The sequence below is a fragment of the Streptomyces sp. f51 genome (genome assembly GCF_037940415.1).
In the GTDB taxonomy this organism is placed as follows: domain Bacteria; phylum Actinomycetota; class Actinomycetes; order Streptomycetales; family Streptomycetaceae; genus Streptomyces.
Genome location: NZ_CP149798.1, coordinates 1,637,934 through 1,655,586 on the forward strand (window position 1 = coordinate 1,637,934; position 17,653 = coordinate 1,655,586).

The window sequence follows — 17,653 nt, forward strand, 5'->3', positions numbered from 1 at the left end:
CCGTCCGGTCGGGTCGGGTGGGACGGCTCCGGGGCGACCGGGCGGCGGTCAGCCGCTCGCGCCTGCCGTGTCCCTCGCGTAGACGCTCTCGACCCAGGCGGCGAGCTGTTCGTCACTGACGTGCTGGGCGAGGTCGGCCTCGCTGATCATGCCGACGAGCCGTTTGTCGTCGATCACGGGAAGCCGGCGGATCTGGTGCTCCTTCATCTCATGGAGCACGTCGCCGACATCCGCGCCCGCGTCGATCCAACGCGGTGTGCCGTGGGCCATCTCACCCGCGGTGACCCGTGCGGGATCATGTCCCATGGCCACACAGCCGACGACGATGTCGCGGTCGGTGAGGATGCCGCAGAGGCGTTCGTCCTGGTCGCTGATGGGCAGCGCGCCCACGTTGAGCTCGCGCATCAGCTGGGCGGCGCGGTCGAGGGTCTCGTGCGCGGGGATCCACTGGGCACCACGGTGCATGATGTCTCCGGCGGTGGTCATGGAGTACCTCCCTGTGCCGGACGGCCGGCGCGGCGCGGAACACACCGCTAGTCCCGGCGCCCTTCATTCTCGCCGTGCCCCAACGGCCACGCACCTGGATCTAGGGCCGGCACGGTCGGCTGTCCTCCGGGCGCGAGGTCGGCCGTCCCCCGTCCCGAGATCGGGCCGTCCCGGCCGCGGCCAGCCGGCCCCGGCTCGATGATCGGCCGTCCCCGGCCCGCGGTCAGCCGTTCCACGCCGGGTGACGGGGGTCGTCGGCCCGGACCAGGACGTCGGCCGCCGTGTCCGGGCCCACCTCGCTCTCGTACTGGGCGAACGCGGGGAGGGTCCAGTGCTGCGGCTCGGGAGTACGGCGGCGGAGCGCACCCGGGGAAAGGAGTACGTGGACGCTGAGGTCGAACGGGAACCAGTGACGCAACAGGAGGGGGCCGTGGAGCAACAGGATTCCGCCGGGCGGGAGTTGGACGTAGGGACTGCGGGTGGCCCGGTCGGTGGCGGGGTCACGGAGGTCGGGCAGGACCCTGCCGTCGCCGCCGGGTTCCAGCGGGCCGAAGACCTCGCGCCACAGGGCACCGGTGTCGAACCAGCCGTCGTAATAGGCCTCGACGTCCTGGTGGCCGTGTTCCAGCCGGAGCGAGGCGGGACGCAGGAAGTCCTCCGTGCCGACGACCAGCGCGGGACGGCCGCGGACCCGCAGTGCCTCGAAGACGCGCCGGGCGAGTTCGCCGGGGTGCGCGGCCGGGGCTCCGTCGAAGGCGACCCGTGGCCAGGGGCTGCCGTCCTGCGGCTTCAGGTCGAGCAGACGATCGGCGAGGTGGTCGCCGAGCCGTTCCCAGGTGATCGCTTCGAGTCGCACGGGTCCCATGATGCCGCGCGCCGTCGGGGGACCCGGCGGCCCCCACGACGTAGATGTGGCACCGGTCCGGGGAAAGAACCGCGTATGGCACCGATCTCTCATCCCTCGCCCCGGCACGGACCGCTCGTCGTCCAGCCGCTCAGGAAGCGGCACTGTGTCGAGTGCCGGAGCGGCCCGCACTCGTTGCTGGTGCTGGAGGAGGGGTCGCCTCGCTGTCTGGACTGCGCCGATCTCGGACACCTGGTGTTCCTGCCGCGCGGCGACACTGCGCTCACCCGCAGATCGCGCGAGGGCAGCGCGCTGTCGGCCGTGGTGGTGCGGTTCAACCGGCGCCGGGGGCGCTACGAACGGCAGGGGGTCATGGTCGAGGAGACGGCGCTCGCCCTGGCCGAGGCACGCTGCCTGGCGGACGCCGAGGCGCGGCGACGGCGCCGGGCACGAGACGCACGGCGCCGGGAGGCGGAGGACGTCCGCTTCACGGAGGCGTTCGCGCGGGAGATATCCCGGCTGTTCCCGCACTGTCCGGCCGACCGGGCCCATGCGATCGCCGCCCATGCCTCGGTGCGCGGCAGTGGGCGGGTCGGGCGGAGCTCGGCGGGCCGCGCGCTGTCCGAGGCGGCGGTGACCGCGGCGGTCCGGGCGTCGGTACGGCACACCGAGACGCCGTACGACCAACTGCTGATGAGCGGCGTCCCGCGGTACGAGGCGCGCCGCCGGATCGCGGCCACGGTGGACGCGAGGCTCTGGGAGTGGCGCGAGGATTTCACCGCGCGGGCGTGAGTGGTCAGGAGCCCAGGTGCGGGCGGGGCCAGACGGCCGGGGGCGTGGGGAGACGGTCGCGCATGGGGGTGCGTCGCTGGGCCATGGCCTTTGGCGGCGCGGGGGATTTCGCTTGAGATGACGGCCGGTGCTGTGCAGGCTCTGGGGTCCGGCCGGTTCGACACGGGAGTGGACATGATCGATGGACCGTATTTCGTGCTGACTCTGCTGGGGGTGCTGGGCTGCGGGCTGGTGGCCGGGGTGTTCTGCGGGTTCTCGACCTTCGTGATGAGAGCGCTCGCGCAGCTGCCTCCGGCGCAGGGGGTGGCGGCGATGAACGCGATCAACGTCGCCGCGGTCCGCCCCCCGTTCATGCTGGTGTTCATCGGGTCGGCGGTGCTGTGCTCGGTGCTGGCCGTGGTGACGTTCGTGCTGCTGCCGGCCGACGGGACGGTGGAGTTGCTGCTCGGCAGCGCGCTGTATCTGTTCGGGGCGTTCGGGGTGACCATCGCGGCGAACGTCCCCCGCAACGACGCGCTGCTGAAGCTGGACCCCGGGACACCGGAGGCCGACGCCTACTGGCCCATATTCGTGCGCCAGTGGACGATGTGGAACCACGTCCGGACCGTCGCCTCGGCCGCGGCGGCGGTGTCGTACGCGCTCGCCCTCACCTGAGCCGGACGTCCACCCCTCCGTCGCCCCGGCCGATCAGCAGGGCGTCCACCCCGTCCGATGAGCCGGGCGTCCGCCCCTTCACCGTCTCCGTCCGAGCCCTCGGCCCGCCGGCCTCCGGGGCGGCGGTAGGTGCACGGGCGACGTATCGTGGCGGGAAAGGAGTGCTGCCCGGGTTCCGCGGCCGACGAGGCCCGACGGCCGTGCGGCTCCGGCCCCCGTACGCGTACATGAGGGAGACGGCCATGGCCGATCCCAAGGGTTTCATGACCACACCTCGCCAGGAGTGTCCGCGCCGGCCCGTGACGGAGCGGGTGCGGGACTGGGACGAGGTGTACGTTCCCGGGGGCCTGCTGCCGATCATCGAGAAACAGGCCGACCGCTGCATGGACTGCGGGATCCCGTTCTGCCATGAGGCGTGTCCCCTGGGCAATCTGATCCCCGAGTGGAACGACCTGGTCTCGCGCGACGACTGGCGGGCGGCCAGCGACCGGCTGCACGCCACGAACAACTTCCCCGAGTTCACCGGGCGGTTGTGCCCCGCTCCCTGCGAGGCGGGCTGTGTGCTGGCGATCAACCAGCCGGCGGTCACCATCAAGAACGTCGAGGTCGCCATCGCCGACCGCGCCTGGGAGGACGGCTTCACGCCGCCACGGCCGCCGGACCGTCTGTCGGGACGCACGGTCGCGGTCGTCGGGTCGGGGCCCGCCGGGCTCGCCGCGGCTCAGCAGTTGACCCGGGCCGGACACACCGTGGCCGTGTACGAGCGGGCCGACCGGATCGGGGGCCTGCTGCGGTACGGGATCCCCGCGTTCAAGATGGAGAAACGGCATCTGGACCGCCGGCTGGCGCAGATGCGCGCGGAGGGGACCAAGTTCCGCACGTCGACGGCGATCGGGACCGACATCGGGGCCGCCGAGCTCAAAGCCCGCTACGACGCGGTCGTTCTGGCGCTCGGCGCGACCGCCTGGCGTGAACTGGACGTGCCGGGACGGCAGTTGTCCGGCATCCACCAGGCGATGGAATACCTTCCGCTGGCCGACCGGGTCTGCGAGGGAGATCTGGAGGTCTCGCCGCTGTCCGCGGCGGGCAGGCACGTGGTGATCGTCGGCGGCGGTGACACGGGCGCCGACTGTCTGGGGACGGCCGTGCGCGAGGGTGCCGCTTCCGTGACCCAGCTCGACATCTACGCCCAGCCGGACGCCGAGCGCGACGAGGACGCCGAGCCGTGGCCGACGTATCCGAAGATCTACCGGCTCTCGGCCGCGCACGAGGAGGCCGGCGCGCTGGGCACGGCACCCGCCGCGGACGCGGACGCCCGGCTCTTCGCCGCGTCCACGCTCCGGTTCGAGGGTGACGCGGACGGCCGGGTGCGCTCGCTGCGGCTCGTCGAGGTCGACGGGCAGCGCCGCCCGGTCCCCGGTTCCGGGCGGATCCTGCCCGCCGACCTCGTCCTGCTCGCCCTCGGCTTCCTCGGCCCCGACCGGCACGACGGCCTGATCGACCAGCTGGGCCTCGAACTCCAGCCACGGGGCACGATCGCCCGGGGCGCGGACTTCGGCACGAACGTTCCCGGGGTGTACGCCGCCGGGGACGCGGCGCGCGGGCAGTCGCTCGTCGTGTGGGCGATCGCCGAGGGCCGGGCGGTCGCCTCGGCCGTGGACCGGGCACTGACGGGGGCGGCCCGCTCGCATCTGCCGGCGCCGATCGGACCGTACGACCGCCCCCTGACCGCCTGAGACGGCCCCGATCTCAACAAGTGCCGCGAACCGCGGGCCTGACCGGAAGTGACGGTCATGACCGTCATGACGGTCCAGGGGAGCCCGCGGCGCGGTAAGTGATCAACTCGGAATCAAATTAAGGAAAGTGCGCACAACAAAACAAGTCGTTCAGGAGAGAAGGAAGTCCGCCTCCCCTGCCTTCGCGCCCTCGATGAAAGCGGTCATCTCGCCGGGCGTGTAGATGAGAGCGGGGCCGTCCGGGTCGGCGGACTGGCGCACGGCGATGCGGCCGTCGGCGAGTTTCATCGCCTCCAGGCAGTTGCCGCCGTTGCCGCCGCTCCACGGTTTGTGCCAGCCCTCGCTGCCGAGTTCGCGGGCGGGCATTCCGTTGTAGATGCGCACGTTGCCTATGTGCGGGTTAATGCGTTCCGGCGTGACGCGTTCCATTCACAGCTCCTTGCGGAGATCCCGGAGGATCTCCTTCGTGCGATGTGCCGTGGCGGCTTGGGCCGCCATGCGGTCCATGACCTCCAGGTGGGTCGCCACCTCGGAACGCGCGTCCAGGTAGACGGCGCCGGTCAGGTACTCGCTGTAGACCATGTCCGGGAGTTCCGGCATGGCGAATCGGAACAGCACGAAGGGCCCGTACGTGCCGGGGTGCGGGCCCGAGGAGAACGGGATCACCTGCAACGTCACATGGGGCAGCCTCGTGGCCTGAAGCAACTTGTCGATCTGGGCACGCATCACCTCGGGGCCGCCGATGGTGCGGCGCAGCACCGTCTCGTCCATCACGGCCCAGATCCGGGGCGCGTCCTCACGCGTGAGCAGGTCCTGGCGCTGCATGCGCAGCGCCACATGGCGCTCGATGTCCTCGGGCCGGGTCTGCCCGATGGCGCCCGCCATCAGGACACCGCGTGCGTAGTCCTCGGTCTGCAACAGGCCCGGGATGAAGTGCGGTTCGTACGAGCGCAGCAGGGAGGCGGCGCCCTCCAGGCTGACGTGCATGGAGAACCAGTCGGGCAGGATGTCGTGGAACCGCTGCCACCAGCCGGGCTTGTTGGCGTCCTCCGCGAGCAGGACGAAGGCCTCGGCCTCTTGGTCCCCGACGCCGTAGGACTTCAACAGGAGCTGGAGATAGGGGATCTTGAGGGAGACCTCGGCCATCTCCATCCGGCGGACCGTCGCGGGGGCGACACGCAGGATCCGCGCGGCCTCCTCGCGCTTGAGACCCGCGCGTTCCCGCAGGTCCAGCAGTCGCCGTCCGAGAACGACCTGGCCGACCGTCGGCGCGGACCGCGGTTCGCTCACGTCCCACCTCCACTGAGTCCGGGCAGCCCGTTCGGCGCCGTCCGGGTTCTTCCTCGTCCGCCTCGACGATCCCAACTGGCGCCGCTCGGCTTGCTGTTGCCAGCAGTGTGCCACGCGCCCCCACAGCGTCACACGGCACTCTGCATTTTTCAGAGTGAGTCTTGCCAAGTGTTCGCGGCGACGCGATAGTGGCAAGCGTGATTCCGTCCGCGCCGTTAGGAACAGACGCCGCCGGAGACCGGTTCGGTCTCCGTGCCGCCATGGGGCAGCACCCCGGTGCCGTCGCCGAGCGCCGGTTCCGCTTCGAACTGGCCGCACACCCGGGCTCCGTGGCTCAGGCGAGACGCCTGACCCGGTCCCGCCTGTCCGGCTGGGCGGTGTGCGAGGACACGTGCGACACGGCGGCCCTCGTGGTCTCCGAACTGGTCACCAACGCGATCGTGCACGCCGCCGGGCAGCGTGTCGTGTGCGAACTGCACGACGCGGGGGACCGGTTGCGCATAGCCGTGGGTGACGAGGGGTGCGCTCCGGGCGAGCCGCACCCCTCTCCGCAACGGCCCGACGAGGAGCACGGGAGGGGATTGCTTCTCGTCGCGGCAGTGTCCAGGGCCTGGGGGGCCCAGGACACCGGGCCCGGTCTGCTGGTGTGGGCGGAGATCGCACGCACGGCAGACCGGGCCGAAAACACGGCCGGCACCGTCGAGGAGACCCGGCTCGCACCGGGCGCCCCCGAGGACCGGAGCGAGCGGCACGAGCCGGGCCACCGGCACGACCCGCATGGCCTTCATGGCCTTCACGGACTGGACGCACCCGAAGCCGAGTTGAGAGCCCGGGTCGTCTCGATGCCGGCCGGCCGGCCCGCCGAGGCCCCGCGTGAACCGGGCTCGCCCGCCGCGGACACCGCCCCGCGGGCCGACCTCGGCTGGAGCGCGAAGAAGCCCCCGAACGACGGTCGGGGCACGGGGGCGGAGGGATCCTGGGGGGCGGGAACCGTGGGGAACCCCCAGTCGCTCTCCGCCCCGGGCGGCCGCGAGGCCAGGGATCCACGCCGCCGGGAACTGGGGCCGCACCGCTGGGAACAGAGTCGGGACCACCATCGGGATCGGGAGAGGCTGTGAGTCGTACGTCTGCGGCGGGGCCTGCGGCACAGGTCCTGAGCCTGGACACGCTGGTCCGCGTGAACCGCGGACGGCGACGGTCCGGGCCGCCGAGGCGTCTGCCCGTACCCGAGGGCATGAACGTCCCGCTGGGCTGCGACGCCGTGTCGGTGCCCGCCCGCTTCGGACCGCAGCTGCTGTCGCGGCTGCCTCGCGTGGGCTGCGTGTACGCCGACCCGGCGCACTGGTGGTGGATCGTTCCCTCCGACTCCGATGTCGCCCTGGAGTGGCCGGCGCCCGCCCATTACGCAACGGGCGCCGTCGTGCCGGACTCACCCCGGATTCCCGGGCTCATCCACAAACCGGATGGCATGCTTCCGTACACCCCGCCGATCCCCCTGTATCTGGCCCTGTGCCAGGTCACGGGCACCACACCCGCCTGGTCGCGTCCGATCAGCACATGAGGCCGGGCGCGACCGAGACGCCCCGCCGGCTGCCCGGCCCTCACTCGACTCCGTCGACACCGCCCACGACGACCAGGAACGCGTCGGAGGCGAGATCCATGACGACCTCCGCCGCCTGGCCCTCCTGACGGCGCGCCTGCGCGAACTCCTCCGCGGGCCACGACCCGCGTGGTCCGCCCGCGGGAAAACGCTCCAGCACCATTCGCCCGTTCACCCTTGACCTCCAAGTAGCACTGCTGTGGAGAGTTAAACGCCTGCCATGGGGTGAACGGCTCTGGCAGTGACGGTACTGAGACGAAGTCGACACCGTGCATCGGAACGGGGTCAGCGGAGCGGAGCCAGGATCCTTCGCCGTTCGGCCAGTTCACCGAGGAGTTCGGTGATCCGCTCGCTGTGGACGGGCGTGAGCCGGCCGGTGTCGTCGAGCTGCACGGCGCACGCCGTGGTCGTGTCGACGAGCCGTTCCAGGGTGGCGGCGACCGCGGCCGTCCCCTCGGAGTGCCGTGCCAGCGCGGGGAGTTCGGCCGCGGCCAGGTCGATGGCCGCGCGGGCCTCGGCGAGCGCCCGGTAGGCCTCCCGGCGCAGGACCCAGCGGCCCGCACGGTCACGGGCCGTACCGTCGTTCAGCACATGGGCGAGATAGACGTCCGCGGCCTCGCCGGCCCGGGTGAGCCGCGCCCGCACGGTCCCGCCGCGCTGTCCGAGTGTCGGCAGATGCCCGACCAGCAGCACGATCGCGCAGGCCAGCAGTGTCTCCACGATCCGGTTCCAGGAGGCCTGCTGCTCGCCGCCGACCATCACGAGGGCGAGGACGAGGACCGTGACGACGGCGGTCTGCGCGGCGAAGTGCCGGGTGGCGACCGGGATCAGGGCACCGCTGACCGCGACCAGGGCGACGAAGCCACCCGGCCCCGGCAGCAGCGGCGCGAGCCCCGCGAAGGAGATCGCGCCCAGGACGGTTCCCGCCGCCCGGCACAGCACGCGCGAGGCGAGCGGTCCCAGATCGGGCTTGACGAGGAAGACGGCGGTCGCGGGGAGCCAGTACCAGTGCGGGTGGCCGCCGTACCAGCGCGCGTGGTGCAGGACCTGGGCCACGGCGACGCTCGCGCCGAAGCACAGGGCGACCCGGATGCCGTACTCGCGCCCGGCGGAACCGAGCGCGGTGCGCACCAGCGAGGCAGCGGTTCGCCTCCTGTCGTGCAGGGCGTTCCCGAAGCCGCGGTCGAAGGTCTCGGCGGCGTGCAGCAGGGCGTCGTGGAGGGCGCGCAGCGCGGGCACGACGGGTGTGCTCCCGAGCGGTCCTGACCGGCCGCCGGGGACGGCGGGCGCGGGCAGGGGACCGGTGGGCGCGCCGGTGCGGACGGCGTCCGCGAGCCGCGCAGGCCCCTCCGCGGCCCGTTCGGGCACCGCTTCGCCGGCCCAGGCGAGGGCGGTCGCGGCCTCGGCGAGCGGCAGGGCGGCGGCGTACTGGGCGTGCAGCCGCCGTTCGGCCGCCGAGCTCGCGTAGCGCCGCAGCCGGGGCCCGGTGAGCGCGTCCTGTGCCTGGTCGAGGGCGGCGGTCAGTGCGACGCGCCGCCGGCTCGCGTCGGGTCCGCCCACGGCGAGGAGCAGCCGGGCGACGGCGTCGTACACACCGGCGACGGCGTCGCGCTCGCCGTCGAAGCGGTAGTCGCCGGTGTTCACCGCGGTCGTGGGCAGCGCAAGCCGCAGGACGAGGAGCCAGCCGGCCCCTCCGAGGAAGAACAGTGCGCGTACCCATCCCGGTTCGGGCAGCGGCATCCCGGCCCCGATGGCCGAGGTGACCAGCAGCTGGGTCCCGGCCCCGGAGGCCACGGGTCCCACGGCGCTGACGGCTCCGGCGAGGAGTCCGAGGCCGGTGAAGAGGAGGGTGAGGGTCACGGCGCCGGTGTGTTGTCCGGCGTACGAGCCGATGAGCAGACCGGCGGCTCCGGCGAGGGCCGGTACCCCGAGCCGTTCGACGGCGACGCGCCGGCTGCCCGGCCTGTCGTTGATCCCCGCCAGCATGGCGCCGAGCGCGGCGATCACTCCGAGGGAGGTACGGCCGCTCAGCACGGCCACGAGCAGCAGCGGCCCGGCGGCCAGCGCGCCGCGCAGGACCGCGTTCCAGGGGACCGGTCCGCGCTGGGCGCGCAGGGCATGGGCGAGCCAGGGCGGTACGGCGAGGGGGGTGGGACGCACGGGGCTCCTGTCGGGCGAGGGCGGGTGCCTTCGGGCGACGTCGGCCGGGCTCGTGTCGTGACCAGGGTAGTGGTCGTTGCCCGTGGACCACGAACGCGGGGATTTCCACGATGTGACATTTCACGGGCCGGGTGCTTCGGGAGGGAGGAGAGGAGCGGGTCCGAGGGCGTAGCCGGCCCCCGGACCCTGAGATGCCGCCATGTCGCACGCCGGCACGCTTGAGAACCCAGGTCAGTCGTTATGTCGCCGCGTCCTGCCTTTGGACCACCACGCATCGAGCTGCGCGGACTGGACTTGAACCAGCATCTCGGCGTACTGGGGCCTGGGCCCGTTCGATCCGGCGATCGGCGGCGAATACTGAGTCTGGAGCAATAGTCTGAGATTGATCACGGTCTGCCTCTGCCGGTTGGGCTACCGCGGCGCGTGAACACTTCGTCGTCCGGAGTGTTCTGTGGTGCCGCGGGGAGGACTCGAACCTCCACTGGAACCGTGCATTCACGACAAGCCTCAGGTTCAGCTTGCGCTCCTCGCGCACCCCGGCCGTCGTGCGTTGTGGCCGGGGAGTTCAGAGGCTACCCCTGTGCGAACAGGTAGCCGAAAACCGCGTCGCCGACGCGCTGGTCGACGACGTCCGTGCCGTTGGCCTCCTCGCGGGCGAACTTGACCGCCTGCTGCACCTTCTCGACCCGGTCGAGGAGTTCGTTCACGCGCCGCGCGGGCAGGGCGCCGGAGAACTTGACGGTCGTCCAGTAGCCGACGGGGATGTCCTCGTAGTACACCTCGACCTGGGCCGGGTGCTTCTCGGTGGCCTCGGCCTTGACGTGGTTGCGGGGGACCTTCTTCGTACGGAGGGTGCGCACCGGCTCGGTCTTCCACGCGTCGGTGGACGGGTCCCGCACCCAGGACTCCGAGGCGTCGAGGACGGGCAGCTTGCGTACGAAGGTGTTGAGATCGGTGAGCTGCTTCTCGAGGAAGAGCAGATAGGACACCGGCACGTCGGCGACGAGCACCCGCCCGTCCACCACCACATCGGCGCGTGCCGCGCAGTTGGCCCAGTCCTTGGTGGCGGTCACGTCGAACAGCCGGGTGAGGGTCGCCGCGGTGTCCCGCAGCACGTCCTCGGCCTGCACCTGGACCCGGGTCGACTCGGGCGGAAGCTGCTCGCCCTCCTCGTCCTTCGGCTGGTAGGTCCGCGAGATGCCCGCGAGCAACGCGGGCTTCTGGAGACCGTGATGAGCAGCCGTCAGGTCCTGATGGGACTTGGACTTGATGCCCTTCTCCACTGCGATGATCTGATTGAGTTTCGCCACGTCGGTGACCGTAGCAGCGGCGGTGGCGATCGTTCGAGGCATTATTCGCCGGGCGGCGACTGCCGCACGACCCTCGCCGACGCCCGGGTGCCCCGGGGGTAATCGGGATGCGCGGGTCGTGGCCGCGCGCGCATCATCGGGAGGTTGTCCATCACCTCGTCGGCGCCGTCCACAGGGAGCCCCCATGGTCCAGCGTGTCACTGTTCCCACTCTCTTCACTCCGCCCGTCTACGCGCACGCGTCCGTCGTCGAGGCGGGGACGAAGCTGGCCTTCCTCGCCGGGTCCGTGCCCCTCGACGCCGACGGAGAGCTGGTCGGCCCCGGCGACCCCGTACGCCAGGCCGAGCAGGTACTGGCCAACCTCGACGAGCAGTTGCGGGCCGTGGGGAGCGACATGGCCCATGTCGTGTCCACCGACGTGTATGTCGTCAGCTCTGAGACCGCGGTGCTGTCCGCGGTCTGGGACGTCGTCGAGGCGTCGGGGCTGAGCATCGGCCCGCACTCCTCGACCCTGCTCGGGGTGGCCTGTCTCGGCTACACCGGACAGCTCGTGGAGATCACGGCGACCGCCGTCGTCCCCGGCGCGTAGCCGGCGGTCGCCCCGACGCGTGGCCGGTGCCCCACCCGACGCGTGGCCGGCGCGTGGCCTGCGCCTACGCGGAACGTGTCGTCAGTCCCGCGGCCCCCGCCGCCGTGACCAGCACCTGCCGCAGCATCGCGGGCGTGAGCCGCCCGGTGAAGGTGTTCCGCTGACTGACGTGGAAGCACCCGAAGAGCTCGACAAAAGCGGGACCGGCACGCGCGTCGTCCCGTTCCGGTTGTCGTACGAGCGTCACCCGGGCCCCGTGGGCGAACACCGGACGGGGCCGCGGCACCGTCCACCCCGCCTCCGCGAGGGCGGGCAGCGCGGCCTGCCAGCCGAAGGCCCCGAGGACGACCACCGCGCGCACCGTCGGCCGCAGCAACCCCAGTTCCCTGACGAGCCAGGGCCGGCAGGTGTCCCGCTCCTGGGGCGTCGGCTTGTTGGCGGGAGGCGCGCAGTGCACGGGAGAGGTGACGCGCACCCCGTACAGCTCCAGTCCGTCGTCCGCGCTCACCGAGGTGCCCTGGGAGGCGAGCCCGACGTCGTGCAGCGCCGCGTACAGCACGTCACCCGACCGGTCCCCGGTGAACATCCGCCCGGTCCGGTTGCCGCCGTGCGCGGCGGGGGCGAGCCCGAGAAGGAGCAGAGAGGCGTCGGGCGGCCCGAACCCGGGCACCGGGCGCCCCCAGTACGTCTGGTCGGCGAAGGCGACACGCCTGACGGTGGCCACCTCTTCGCGCCAGACGACGAGCCGCGGGCAGGCCCGGCAGCCGGCGATCCGCGTGTCGAGCACCGCGAGGTCGGCGGAGCCGGCCGCGCCCTCCGCCGGAGCGCCGCTGTCCATGTCACCACCGTACGACCGCTCGGCCCGCGCCCGGTCCCCGCTCTCCACCCTTCACCCCTCTCCCCTCTCCCCCGCCGTCCCTCTAGGTCATCTCCGCCCCGAGCGCCAGGAACCCGCAGATCAGCAGGAACAGGATGGCGAGGAGGGGCCAGATGAAGCGGAGGTACTTGTCGTAGCCGACCTTGGCGAGGGCGACGCCGCCGATGGTGACGGCCGTGGTGGGGACCCAGAGGTTCATCCAGCCGCTGGCGGCCTGCCAGGCGGTGACGACGACCGCGCGGGAGACACCCGCGAAGTCCGCGAGCGGGGCCAGGATCGGCATGGCGAGGGTCGCGTGGCCCGAGGTGGAGGGGATGAGGAAGGCCAGCGGCAGGTTCACGACGAAGACGATGATCGCGAAAAGACTGGAGGAGGTGCCCTCCACCACGCCCTCGATGGAGTGCAGGACCGTGTCGGTGATCTTCGAGTTGTTCATGATCACGGTGACTCCGCGGGCCAGCACGATCACCAGCGCCGGTGACATGAAATCCGCGGCGCCCTGGACGATCGTCGCGCTCAGCTTCTGCTCGCCCATCCGCGCCACCACCCCGACCAGCACCGCCGCGCACAGGAACAGGGCGGCCAGTTCCGGGAAGGACCAGCCGAGCTCGAACCCGTACGGCCGCGCGTCCGCCTTGCCGCTGAGCGCGCTGGACCACGGCACGACGGAGAAGATCATGAAGGCGAAGACCAGCCCCGTGGTGACGAGGACCGCCTTGTGCAGACCCGTCAGCTCCGGAACCTCACCGGCCGCTTCCCGGGCGTGCTCGCGGTCCCCCGGCAGGAACCCGGTGATGGAACGTTCCGGGTCCTTCCGCACCCGGTGGGCGTACCGGATGACGTACGTGATCGTGACCGCCGTCAGCACGACCCACATCACGAACCGCAGCACGATGCCGTCGCCGAGCGAGATGCCGGCGGCGGACGAGGCGACGCCCGTGGCGAAGGGGTTCACCGTCGAGCAGAGCACCCCGATGCCGGCCCCGAGGATGATCGTGCCGACCGCCACCATCCGGTCGTAGCCGAGCGCCAGCATCAACGGCACGATCAGTCCGTAGAACCCCAGCGTCTCCTCGGCGAAGCCCTCCACCGTTCCCAGCACCGAGAACACCAGCATGATGCCCGCGATGAGCAATGCCCCGCGCGCCCGCAACCGGTGGGCGAGGAGGCCGATCCCCCGGTCGAGGGCACCTGTCGCGAACACCACCGTGATGAACGCCCCGATGGCGAGCACGAAGAGGAACACGCCCGCGCTGCCGTACAGTTCACCGGCGAAATCCGGCCCGACCCGCGCGGTCTTCTCGTCCAGGATTCCGTAGAGGCCGTTGACGGGCGACAGGAAGAGGTCGTTCAGGCGGTCGACGAAGCTCTGGCCCGAGTCGACCCGGTGGTACGTGCCCTGGATCGGCCTGCCCTCGGGCGTACGGTCGTACTGCCCCGCCGGGATCAGGAACGCCAGCGCCCACACGGCGATCGTGACGATCGCGAGGACGGTCAGCGCGCTCGGGAACGTGAACCTGCGCTGGTGCGGCGGCTCTTCGGCGGCGGGCGCCTCGGTGCCGGTCGGGGTGGTCACCGGACCGCCCTGTCCCGGCTCAGGCGTCCGCCCGCGCGCGGAAGCCTTCGGCGTATTCCCGTACGAACGCGCACATCGCCACGACCGTGTTGCGCAGTTCGGAGAACAGGACGCATTCGTTCGGGGCGTGCAGATTGCACATGCTGTCCTGCGCCCCGAAGAGCAGCACCTCGGCGTCGGGCGCGGCGCGTGCGAGCCCGTTGACCAGCGGGATCGACCCTCCGGTCGCGACGTACGACGCGTCCTCGCCCCAGGCCTCGCGCAGCGCGGTGAGCGCGGCGCGGTAGGCGGGACCGCCCGTCGATGCCTCGTACCCGGGGCCCGTGTCCCCCGGTGTGACCGTGAGCGGGATACCGAAGGGCCGCAGCAAGCTGAGGTGGTCGACCAGCCTGGCGCGCGCCTCCTTGGCGTCCTGGCGCGGGTGGAAGCGGAGGTTGAGCTTGGCGCGGGCGTACGGGACGACGGCGGAGGCCGCGTGTTCGACACCCGGCGCGTCCAGGCCGATGACCGTGATCGCGGGCCCGCTCCACAGCCGCTCGCCGAGGCTCCCGCTGCCGATCAGCGGGACCCCCTCGCGGACCCCGGCGAGTTCGCGGAACTCGTCCTCGGTGTACGTCGTTCCGCTCCACGGCTCACGCCTCAGCCCCGCGACGGCCACGTCGCCGTGCACATCGTGCAGCGTGGACAGGGCGGTCAGGAGCACGATCAGCGCGTCCGGCGCGGCACCGCCGAACTCGCCGCTGTGCCGGGGTTCCTGGAGGGTGCGCACCTCGACCACGACCTCGGCCGCGCCCCGCAGCCCGGTGGTCAGGGTGGGGGTGCCGGGGCGGAGGTTGCCCAGGTCGGCGATGACCATGGCGTCGCAAGCGAACCGCTCAGGATCACTGGGCGGATAGTCGTCGAAGGGGCTGCCGTACTCCTCCTGCCCCTCGAAGACGATCTTCACCCCGACCGGAGGCCGCCCCTCGTACGCCCGGAGCATGCCCAGGTGGGCGATCACGTTGGACTTGTCGTCGGCGATCCCGCGGGCCCGGAGCCCGCCCTCGACGGGGGTCGGCTCGAAGGGCGGCGACAACCACAGCTTCTCGTCGCCGGGCGGCTGCACGTCGTAGTGCGAGTAGAGCAGGACGGTCGGCGCGGCGGGGTCCGGCGGCGGGATCTCCCCGAAGATCACGGGGGCGGTACCGGGGAGATCGATGCTCTCGACGCGCTCCACCCCGGCATCCCGCAGCAGTCCCACGAGGAGATCGTGGGCCTCACGCACGGGCTCGGCCGGGAAGCCTGGAAAGGCGACGGAGGGGATGGCCGCGAGGCGCTCCAGATCGGCGCGCAGACCGTCCATCAACGCGTCGACCTTCGCTGCTGTCTGCACCCTCGGGCCCCTCTCCTGTTCCCCGCACGGCGTCACCGACAGCCTCCGCCCGCCCGGAGGGCCACGCATCCGGTGTGGTCCGTGCGACGGAAAAGGCATGCGGTGTGCCGAGCCACGGGCATTAGAGTCGGGTCATGGCTTCTCAGGGTGCTGACCGGGAGACGAAGGGCGCGGGCCCCGCGGGCGGGCGCTGCGCGGACGGCGGTGGGGCCGCCACGACCGGCTCAGGCCCCGGCGCCGGGCACACCTCCGGAAAAGACTCCGGCGACGACCCCGGGGCCACTTCGAGGACGGGCTCCAGGACCGCTGCCGGAAACGGTCCCGGCACTGCTTCGAGGACCGCTTCCGGGACGGGACCCGGTGCCGGCGCGGGAACGAAGGACGGAGCCGGCGCGGCTTCCGGGAACGCCGCCGCAGTCGAGGCCGCCGTCGCCGCCGCGCCCGCCGGCGGCGAGAGCGTGCGGGTCGACGCCTGGATCTGGTCCGTGCGTCTCGTCAAGACCCGCTCGATCGGTGCGACGGCCTGCAAGGGCGGTCATGTTCGGGTCAACGGGGAGCGCGTCAAGCCCGCGTACTCGGTCCGGGTCGGCGACGAGGTACGCGTCTGGCACGAGGGCCGTGAACGGGTCGTCATCGTGAAGCGTGTGATCCGCAAGCGGGTCGGCGCTCCCGTGGCCGCCGAATGCTTCGTCGACAACAGTCCGCCGCCCCCGCCGCGCGAGGCCGTGGCTCCGGCCGGTGTCCGGGACCGGGGCGCGGGACGCCCGACCAAGCGGGACCGCCGCGACATGGAACGCCTGCGGGGAATGCAGACCGGTTCCTCAGGCCCCGTCCGGACCTCGGGCCCCTCCACGGGACCCACCGGCCCGGCCAGGTCCTCGGGCACGAACGGGCCCACGGGCTCCTCCCGCCACTGAAGCCGCTGCCGCCCGCCGTTCCGCAGTGACGAGCGGCACGACGCCCGCCGTCACACCGCGCGTCCCGTCCGCAGGCGCACCAGGCGGAGCAGTTCGGCCGTGTGGCCGCGCCTGGCCCAGGCGATCAGTCCGAGCGGCAGCATCAGGATGAGCGGGGTCGCCACATAGGGTCCGTGGACGACGGTGACGTTGACGATGAACGCGCCCACCATCAACGCGCTGAGCGCCGTCGCGGCCACGGAGTCCAGCAGCGGGACCAACAGGGCGAGTCCTCCGGCGAGTTCGAGGGCTCCGATGATGTACATACCGGTGTGGCCCCAGCCCAGCTTGTCGAACGCTTCCGTCGCCGAGGGGTGGGCGATCAGCTTCGGAAGGGCGCTCGCGAACGCGTAGAACAGGCCGAGCACGACCTGAAGGGCGGTCAGGGAGACACGGGCGGCCCGGGATCGGGGGGTGACGGCGGCCCGGGTGGCGTTCAGGGGGAGGCTGGTCTCGGACACGGTGTTCTCCTGTGGGAAGCGGTGGTTGCTTTCACAGGGGTAGACCGGGGAACCACCGAGAACTCATCGGCGCCGAAGGGGATGTGTGCCGTCCGACCGGCGCTGATCCCTTCACGGCCCTCACCCACATCCCGTCCTCCGTCAGATACCGGTCGACCTTGAGCCCCGCCTCCGCCAGGGCCTCTTCGAAGGCGTCCTTCGTCAGCTCGCGGGACAGGAACGTCTGGGTCCAGGTGGCGTCCGGGAACGTGTATTCCGCGCGCACCGAGTCGACTCCGTCCCCGACCGGTTCGGCGGACAGGATGCGGACGACGAATCCGGACGGATCCTTGCGCTCGCGTGGCACGTCGGTGTGGTAGTTCTCGCCCTCGCGCTGGATCAACACACAGCCGTCGTCCGCCACATGGCGGGCGCAGGTGTCCAGGATCGCCCGTCTCACCCGGATGTCACCGGCGTGCACGAGGAACGACGCCAGCAGAACGACGTCGAAGGTCTCGCCGAGGTCGAGGCCCTCGATGCTGCCGCGTATCCGGCGCGCCCCTCGGACGTGTTCCAGCATGTCGGCGGACTCGTCCACCGCCGTGACCGCGAAACCGAGTTCGAGGAGCGGGTGGGTCATCCTGCCGACCCCGCTGCCCAGTTCCAGGATGTGCGCGGCGGCGGGCACCGCGGCGGTGATGACGTCCGGTTCGGTTCCGACGGGGAGGCGGGCGTAGAGCTCGACCGCGCAGCCGTCCGGTGTGATGGCACCGGGTCCCGTGCCTTCGCATCCCTCACGCATTTCGATCCTCATACCCGTCCAACGGACGGCCTCCGTGGGCCCGTTCCTCCCCCCTGTCACTCGTTCGAGTGATGTGTTCGAGAGGCTCCCCGTTCGAACTCCGGACCGGTGGGACGGGCGAGTTCCTGTCCGGCGATTCGCGTGGCCGGACGTGCGGGAATCGGGGGCC

At 71.9% G+C, this 17,653-nt stretch carries 19 protein-coding genes; 7 read left to right on the top strand and 12 right to left on the bottom strand.

Annotation, left to right across the window (positions count from 1 at the left end):
* Positions 1-48 precede the first annotated feature (48 nt).
* Together WJM95_RS07335 and WJM95_RS07340 are read right to left on the bottom strand one after the other, a co-directional pair.
* The gene (locus WJM95_RS07335) at positions 49-486 is read right to left on the bottom strand and encodes a CBS domain-containing protein (RefSeq protein WP_339128718.1); all 438 of its coding nucleotides are present in this window, start codon (positions 484-486) and stop codon (positions 49-51) included.
* 223 nt (positions 487-709) lie between these two features.
* Positions 710-1,351 (bottom strand): uridine kinase, encoded by a 642-nt coding sequence (locus WJM95_RS07340; RefSeq protein ID WP_339128720.1) that lies wholly within the window; start codon positions 1,349-1,351, stop codon positions 710-712.
* Positions 1,352-1,426: 75 nt separating this feature from the next.
* Between WJM95_RS07340 and WJM95_RS07345 the strand changes: the two genes are divergently transcribed.
* The 3 genes from WJM95_RS07345 (at position 1,427) to WJM95_RS07355 (ending at position 4,512) form a co-directional block, all read left to right on the top strand.
* Positions 1,427-2,122, top strand: coding sequence for a DUF2293 domain-containing protein (locus WJM95_RS07345; RefSeq protein ID WP_339128722.1), 696 nt, complete (start codon positions 1,427-1,429; stop codon positions 2,120-2,122).
* A gap of 174 nt (positions 2,123-2,296) precedes the next feature.
* Positions 2,297-2,776, top strand: coding sequence for an anthrone oxygenase family protein (locus tag WJM95_RS07350; RefSeq protein ID WP_339128723.1), 480 nt, complete (start codon positions 2,297-2,299; stop codon positions 2,774-2,776).
* Positions 2,777-3,018: 242 nt separating this feature from the next.
* A complete protein-coding gene (locus WJM95_RS07355) occupies positions 3,019-4,512 on the top strand; it encodes a glutamate synthase subunit beta (RefSeq protein WP_339128725.1) in 1,494 nt (497 codons plus the stop codon).
* 150 nt (positions 4,513-4,662) lie between these two features.
* Here the strand turns inward: WJM95_RS07355 and WJM95_RS07360 are convergent, their stop codons facing one another.
* Both WJM95_RS07360 and WJM95_RS07365 read right to left on the bottom strand, forming a co-directional pair.
* Entirely contained in the window at positions 4,663-4,941 is a 279-nt protein-coding gene (locus tag WJM95_RS07360; protein WP_339128727.1) for a DUF397 domain-containing protein, read from the bottom strand.
* Positions 4,942-5,802: a helix-turn-helix transcriptional regulator gene (locus WJM95_RS07365; RefSeq protein WP_339128729.1), complete on the bottom strand. Its 861-nt coding sequence runs from the start codon at positions 5,800-5,802 to the stop codon at positions 4,942-4,944.
* A 260-nt stretch (positions 5,803-6,062) separates the two neighbouring features.
* Between WJM95_RS07365 and WJM95_RS07370 the strand changes: the two genes are divergently transcribed.
* Entirely contained in the window at positions 6,063-6,920 is an 858-nt protein-coding gene (locus tag WJM95_RS07370) for an ATP-binding protein (RefSeq protein WP_339128730.1), read from the top strand.
* On the top strand, positions 6,917-7,363 hold the full coding sequence (locus tag WJM95_RS07375; protein WP_339128731.1) for a hypothetical protein: 447 nt from the start codon (positions 6,917-6,919) through the stop codon (positions 7,361-7,363). The genes WJM95_RS07370 and WJM95_RS07375 overlap by 4 nt, the downstream gene beginning before the upstream one ends.
* Positions 7,364-7,403: 40 nt before the next feature.
* On the opposite strand, the gene WJM95_RS07380 is transcribed toward WJM95_RS07375, so the two are convergent.
* The 3 genes from WJM95_RS07380 to WJM95_RS07390 all read right to left on the bottom strand — a co-directional run bounded on the left by WJM95_RS07380 (position 7,404) and on the right by WJM95_RS07390 (position 10,872).
* On the bottom strand, positions 7,404-7,577 hold the full coding sequence (locus WJM95_RS07380) for a hypothetical protein (protein WP_339128732.1): 174 nt from the start codon (positions 7,575-7,577) through the stop codon (positions 7,404-7,406).
* A 110-nt stretch (positions 7,578-7,687) separates the two neighbouring features.
* Entirely contained in the window at positions 7,688-9,562 is a 1,875-nt protein-coding gene (locus WJM95_RS07385) for an FUSC family protein (protein WP_339128734.1), read from the bottom strand.
* Between the two features lie 572 nt (positions 9,563-10,134).
* Complete coding sequence (locus WJM95_RS07390) at positions 10,135-10,872, bottom strand: hypothetical protein (protein ID WP_339128735.1); 738 nt, start codon at positions 10,870-10,872, stop codon at positions 10,135-10,137.
* 184 nt (positions 10,873-11,056) lie between these two features.
* Between WJM95_RS07390 and WJM95_RS07395 the strand changes: the two genes are divergently transcribed.
* Entirely contained in the window at positions 11,057-11,461 is a 405-nt protein-coding gene (locus WJM95_RS07395; protein ID WP_339128737.1) for a RidA family protein, read from the top strand.
* Between the two features lie 64 nt (positions 11,462-11,525).
* Here the strand turns inward: WJM95_RS07395 and WJM95_RS07400 are convergent, their stop codons facing one another.
* The 3 genes from WJM95_RS07400 to WJM95_RS07410 all read right to left on the bottom strand — a co-directional run bounded on the left by WJM95_RS07400 (position 11,526) and on the right by WJM95_RS07410 (position 15,286).
* Positions 11,526-12,299: a uracil-DNA glycosylase gene (locus tag WJM95_RS07400; RefSeq protein WP_339128739.1), complete on the bottom strand. Its 774-nt coding sequence runs from the start codon at positions 12,297-12,299 to the stop codon at positions 11,526-11,528.
* A gap of 82 nt (positions 12,300-12,381) precedes the next feature.
* Positions 12,382-13,914, bottom strand: a complete 1,533-nt coding sequence (locus tag WJM95_RS07405) for a YfcC family protein (RefSeq protein ID WP_339128740.1) — start codon at positions 13,912-13,914, stop codon at positions 12,382-12,384.
* A gap of 19 nt (positions 13,915-13,933) precedes the next feature.
* Entirely contained in the window at positions 13,934-15,286 is a 1,353-nt protein-coding gene (locus tag WJM95_RS07410; RefSeq protein ID WP_339128742.1) for a M20/M25/M40 family metallo-hydrolase, read from the bottom strand.
* 134 nt (positions 15,287-15,420) lie between these two features.
* Between WJM95_RS07410 and WJM95_RS07415 the strand changes: the two genes are divergently transcribed.
* Positions 15,421-16,203, top strand: coding sequence for an RNA-binding S4 domain-containing protein (locus WJM95_RS07415; RefSeq protein ID WP_339128743.1), 783 nt, complete (start codon positions 15,421-15,423; stop codon positions 16,201-16,203).
* 50 nt (positions 16,204-16,253) lie between these two features.
* On the opposite strand, the gene WJM95_RS07420 is transcribed toward WJM95_RS07415, so the two are convergent.
* The gene (locus WJM95_RS07420) at positions 16,254-16,703 is read right to left on the bottom strand and encodes a DoxX family protein (protein ID WP_339128744.1); all 450 of its coding nucleotides are present in this window, start codon (positions 16,701-16,703) and stop codon (positions 16,254-16,256) included.
* Positions 16,704-16,734: 31 nt separating this feature from the next.
* Positions 16,735-17,484: a class I SAM-dependent methyltransferase gene (locus WJM95_RS07425; RefSeq protein WP_339128745.1), complete on the bottom strand. Its 750-nt coding sequence runs from the start codon at positions 17,482-17,484 to the stop codon at positions 16,735-16,737.
* Positions 17,485-17,653 lie beyond the last annotated feature (169 nt).

Bases quoted from the DNA above. Each gene is read 5' to 3' on its own strand.
- WJM95_RS07340 (WP_339128720.1), bottom strand. From the start codon at position 1,351: ATGGGACCCGTGCGACTCGAAGCGATCACCTGGGAACGGCTCGGCGAC.
- WJM95_RS07345 (WP_339128722.1), top strand. From the start codon at position 1,427: ATGGCACCGATCTCTCATCCCTCGCCCCGGCACGGACCGCTCGTCGTC.
- WJM95_RS07415 (WP_339128743.1), top strand. From the start codon at position 15,421: ATGGCTTCTCAGGGTGCTGACCGGGAGACGAAGGGCGCGGGCCCCGCG.
- WJM95_RS07425 (WP_339128745.1), bottom strand. From the start codon at position 17,484: ATGCGTGAGGGATGCGAAGGCACGGGACCCGGTGCCATCACACCGGAC.
- WJM95_RS07350 (WP_339128723.1), top strand. From the start codon at position 2,297: ATGATCGATGGACCGTATTTCGTGCTGACTCTGCTGGGGGTGCTGGGC.
- WJM95_RS07335 (WP_339128718.1), bottom strand. From the start codon at position 486: ATGACCACCGCCGGAGACATCATGCACCGTGGTGCCCAGTGGATCCCC.
- WJM95_RS07360 (WP_339128727.1), bottom strand. From the start codon at position 4,941: ATGGAACGCGTCACGCCGGAACGCATTAACCCGCACATAGGCAACGTG.
- WJM95_RS07395 (WP_339128737.1), top strand. From the start codon at position 11,057: ATGGTCCAGCGTGTCACTGTTCCCACTCTCTTCACTCCGCCCGTCTAC.
- WJM95_RS07370 (WP_339128730.1), top strand. From the start codon at position 6,063: ATGGGGCAGCACCCCGGTGCCGTCGCCGAGCGCCGGTTCCGCTTCGAA.
- WJM95_RS07400 (WP_339128739.1), bottom strand. From the start codon at position 12,299: ATGGACAGCGGCGCTCCGGCGGAGGGCGCGGCCGGCTCCGCCGACCTC.
- WJM95_RS07355 (WP_339128725.1), top strand. From the start codon at position 3,019: ATGGCCGATCCCAAGGGTTTCATGACCACACCTCGCCAGGAGTGTCCG.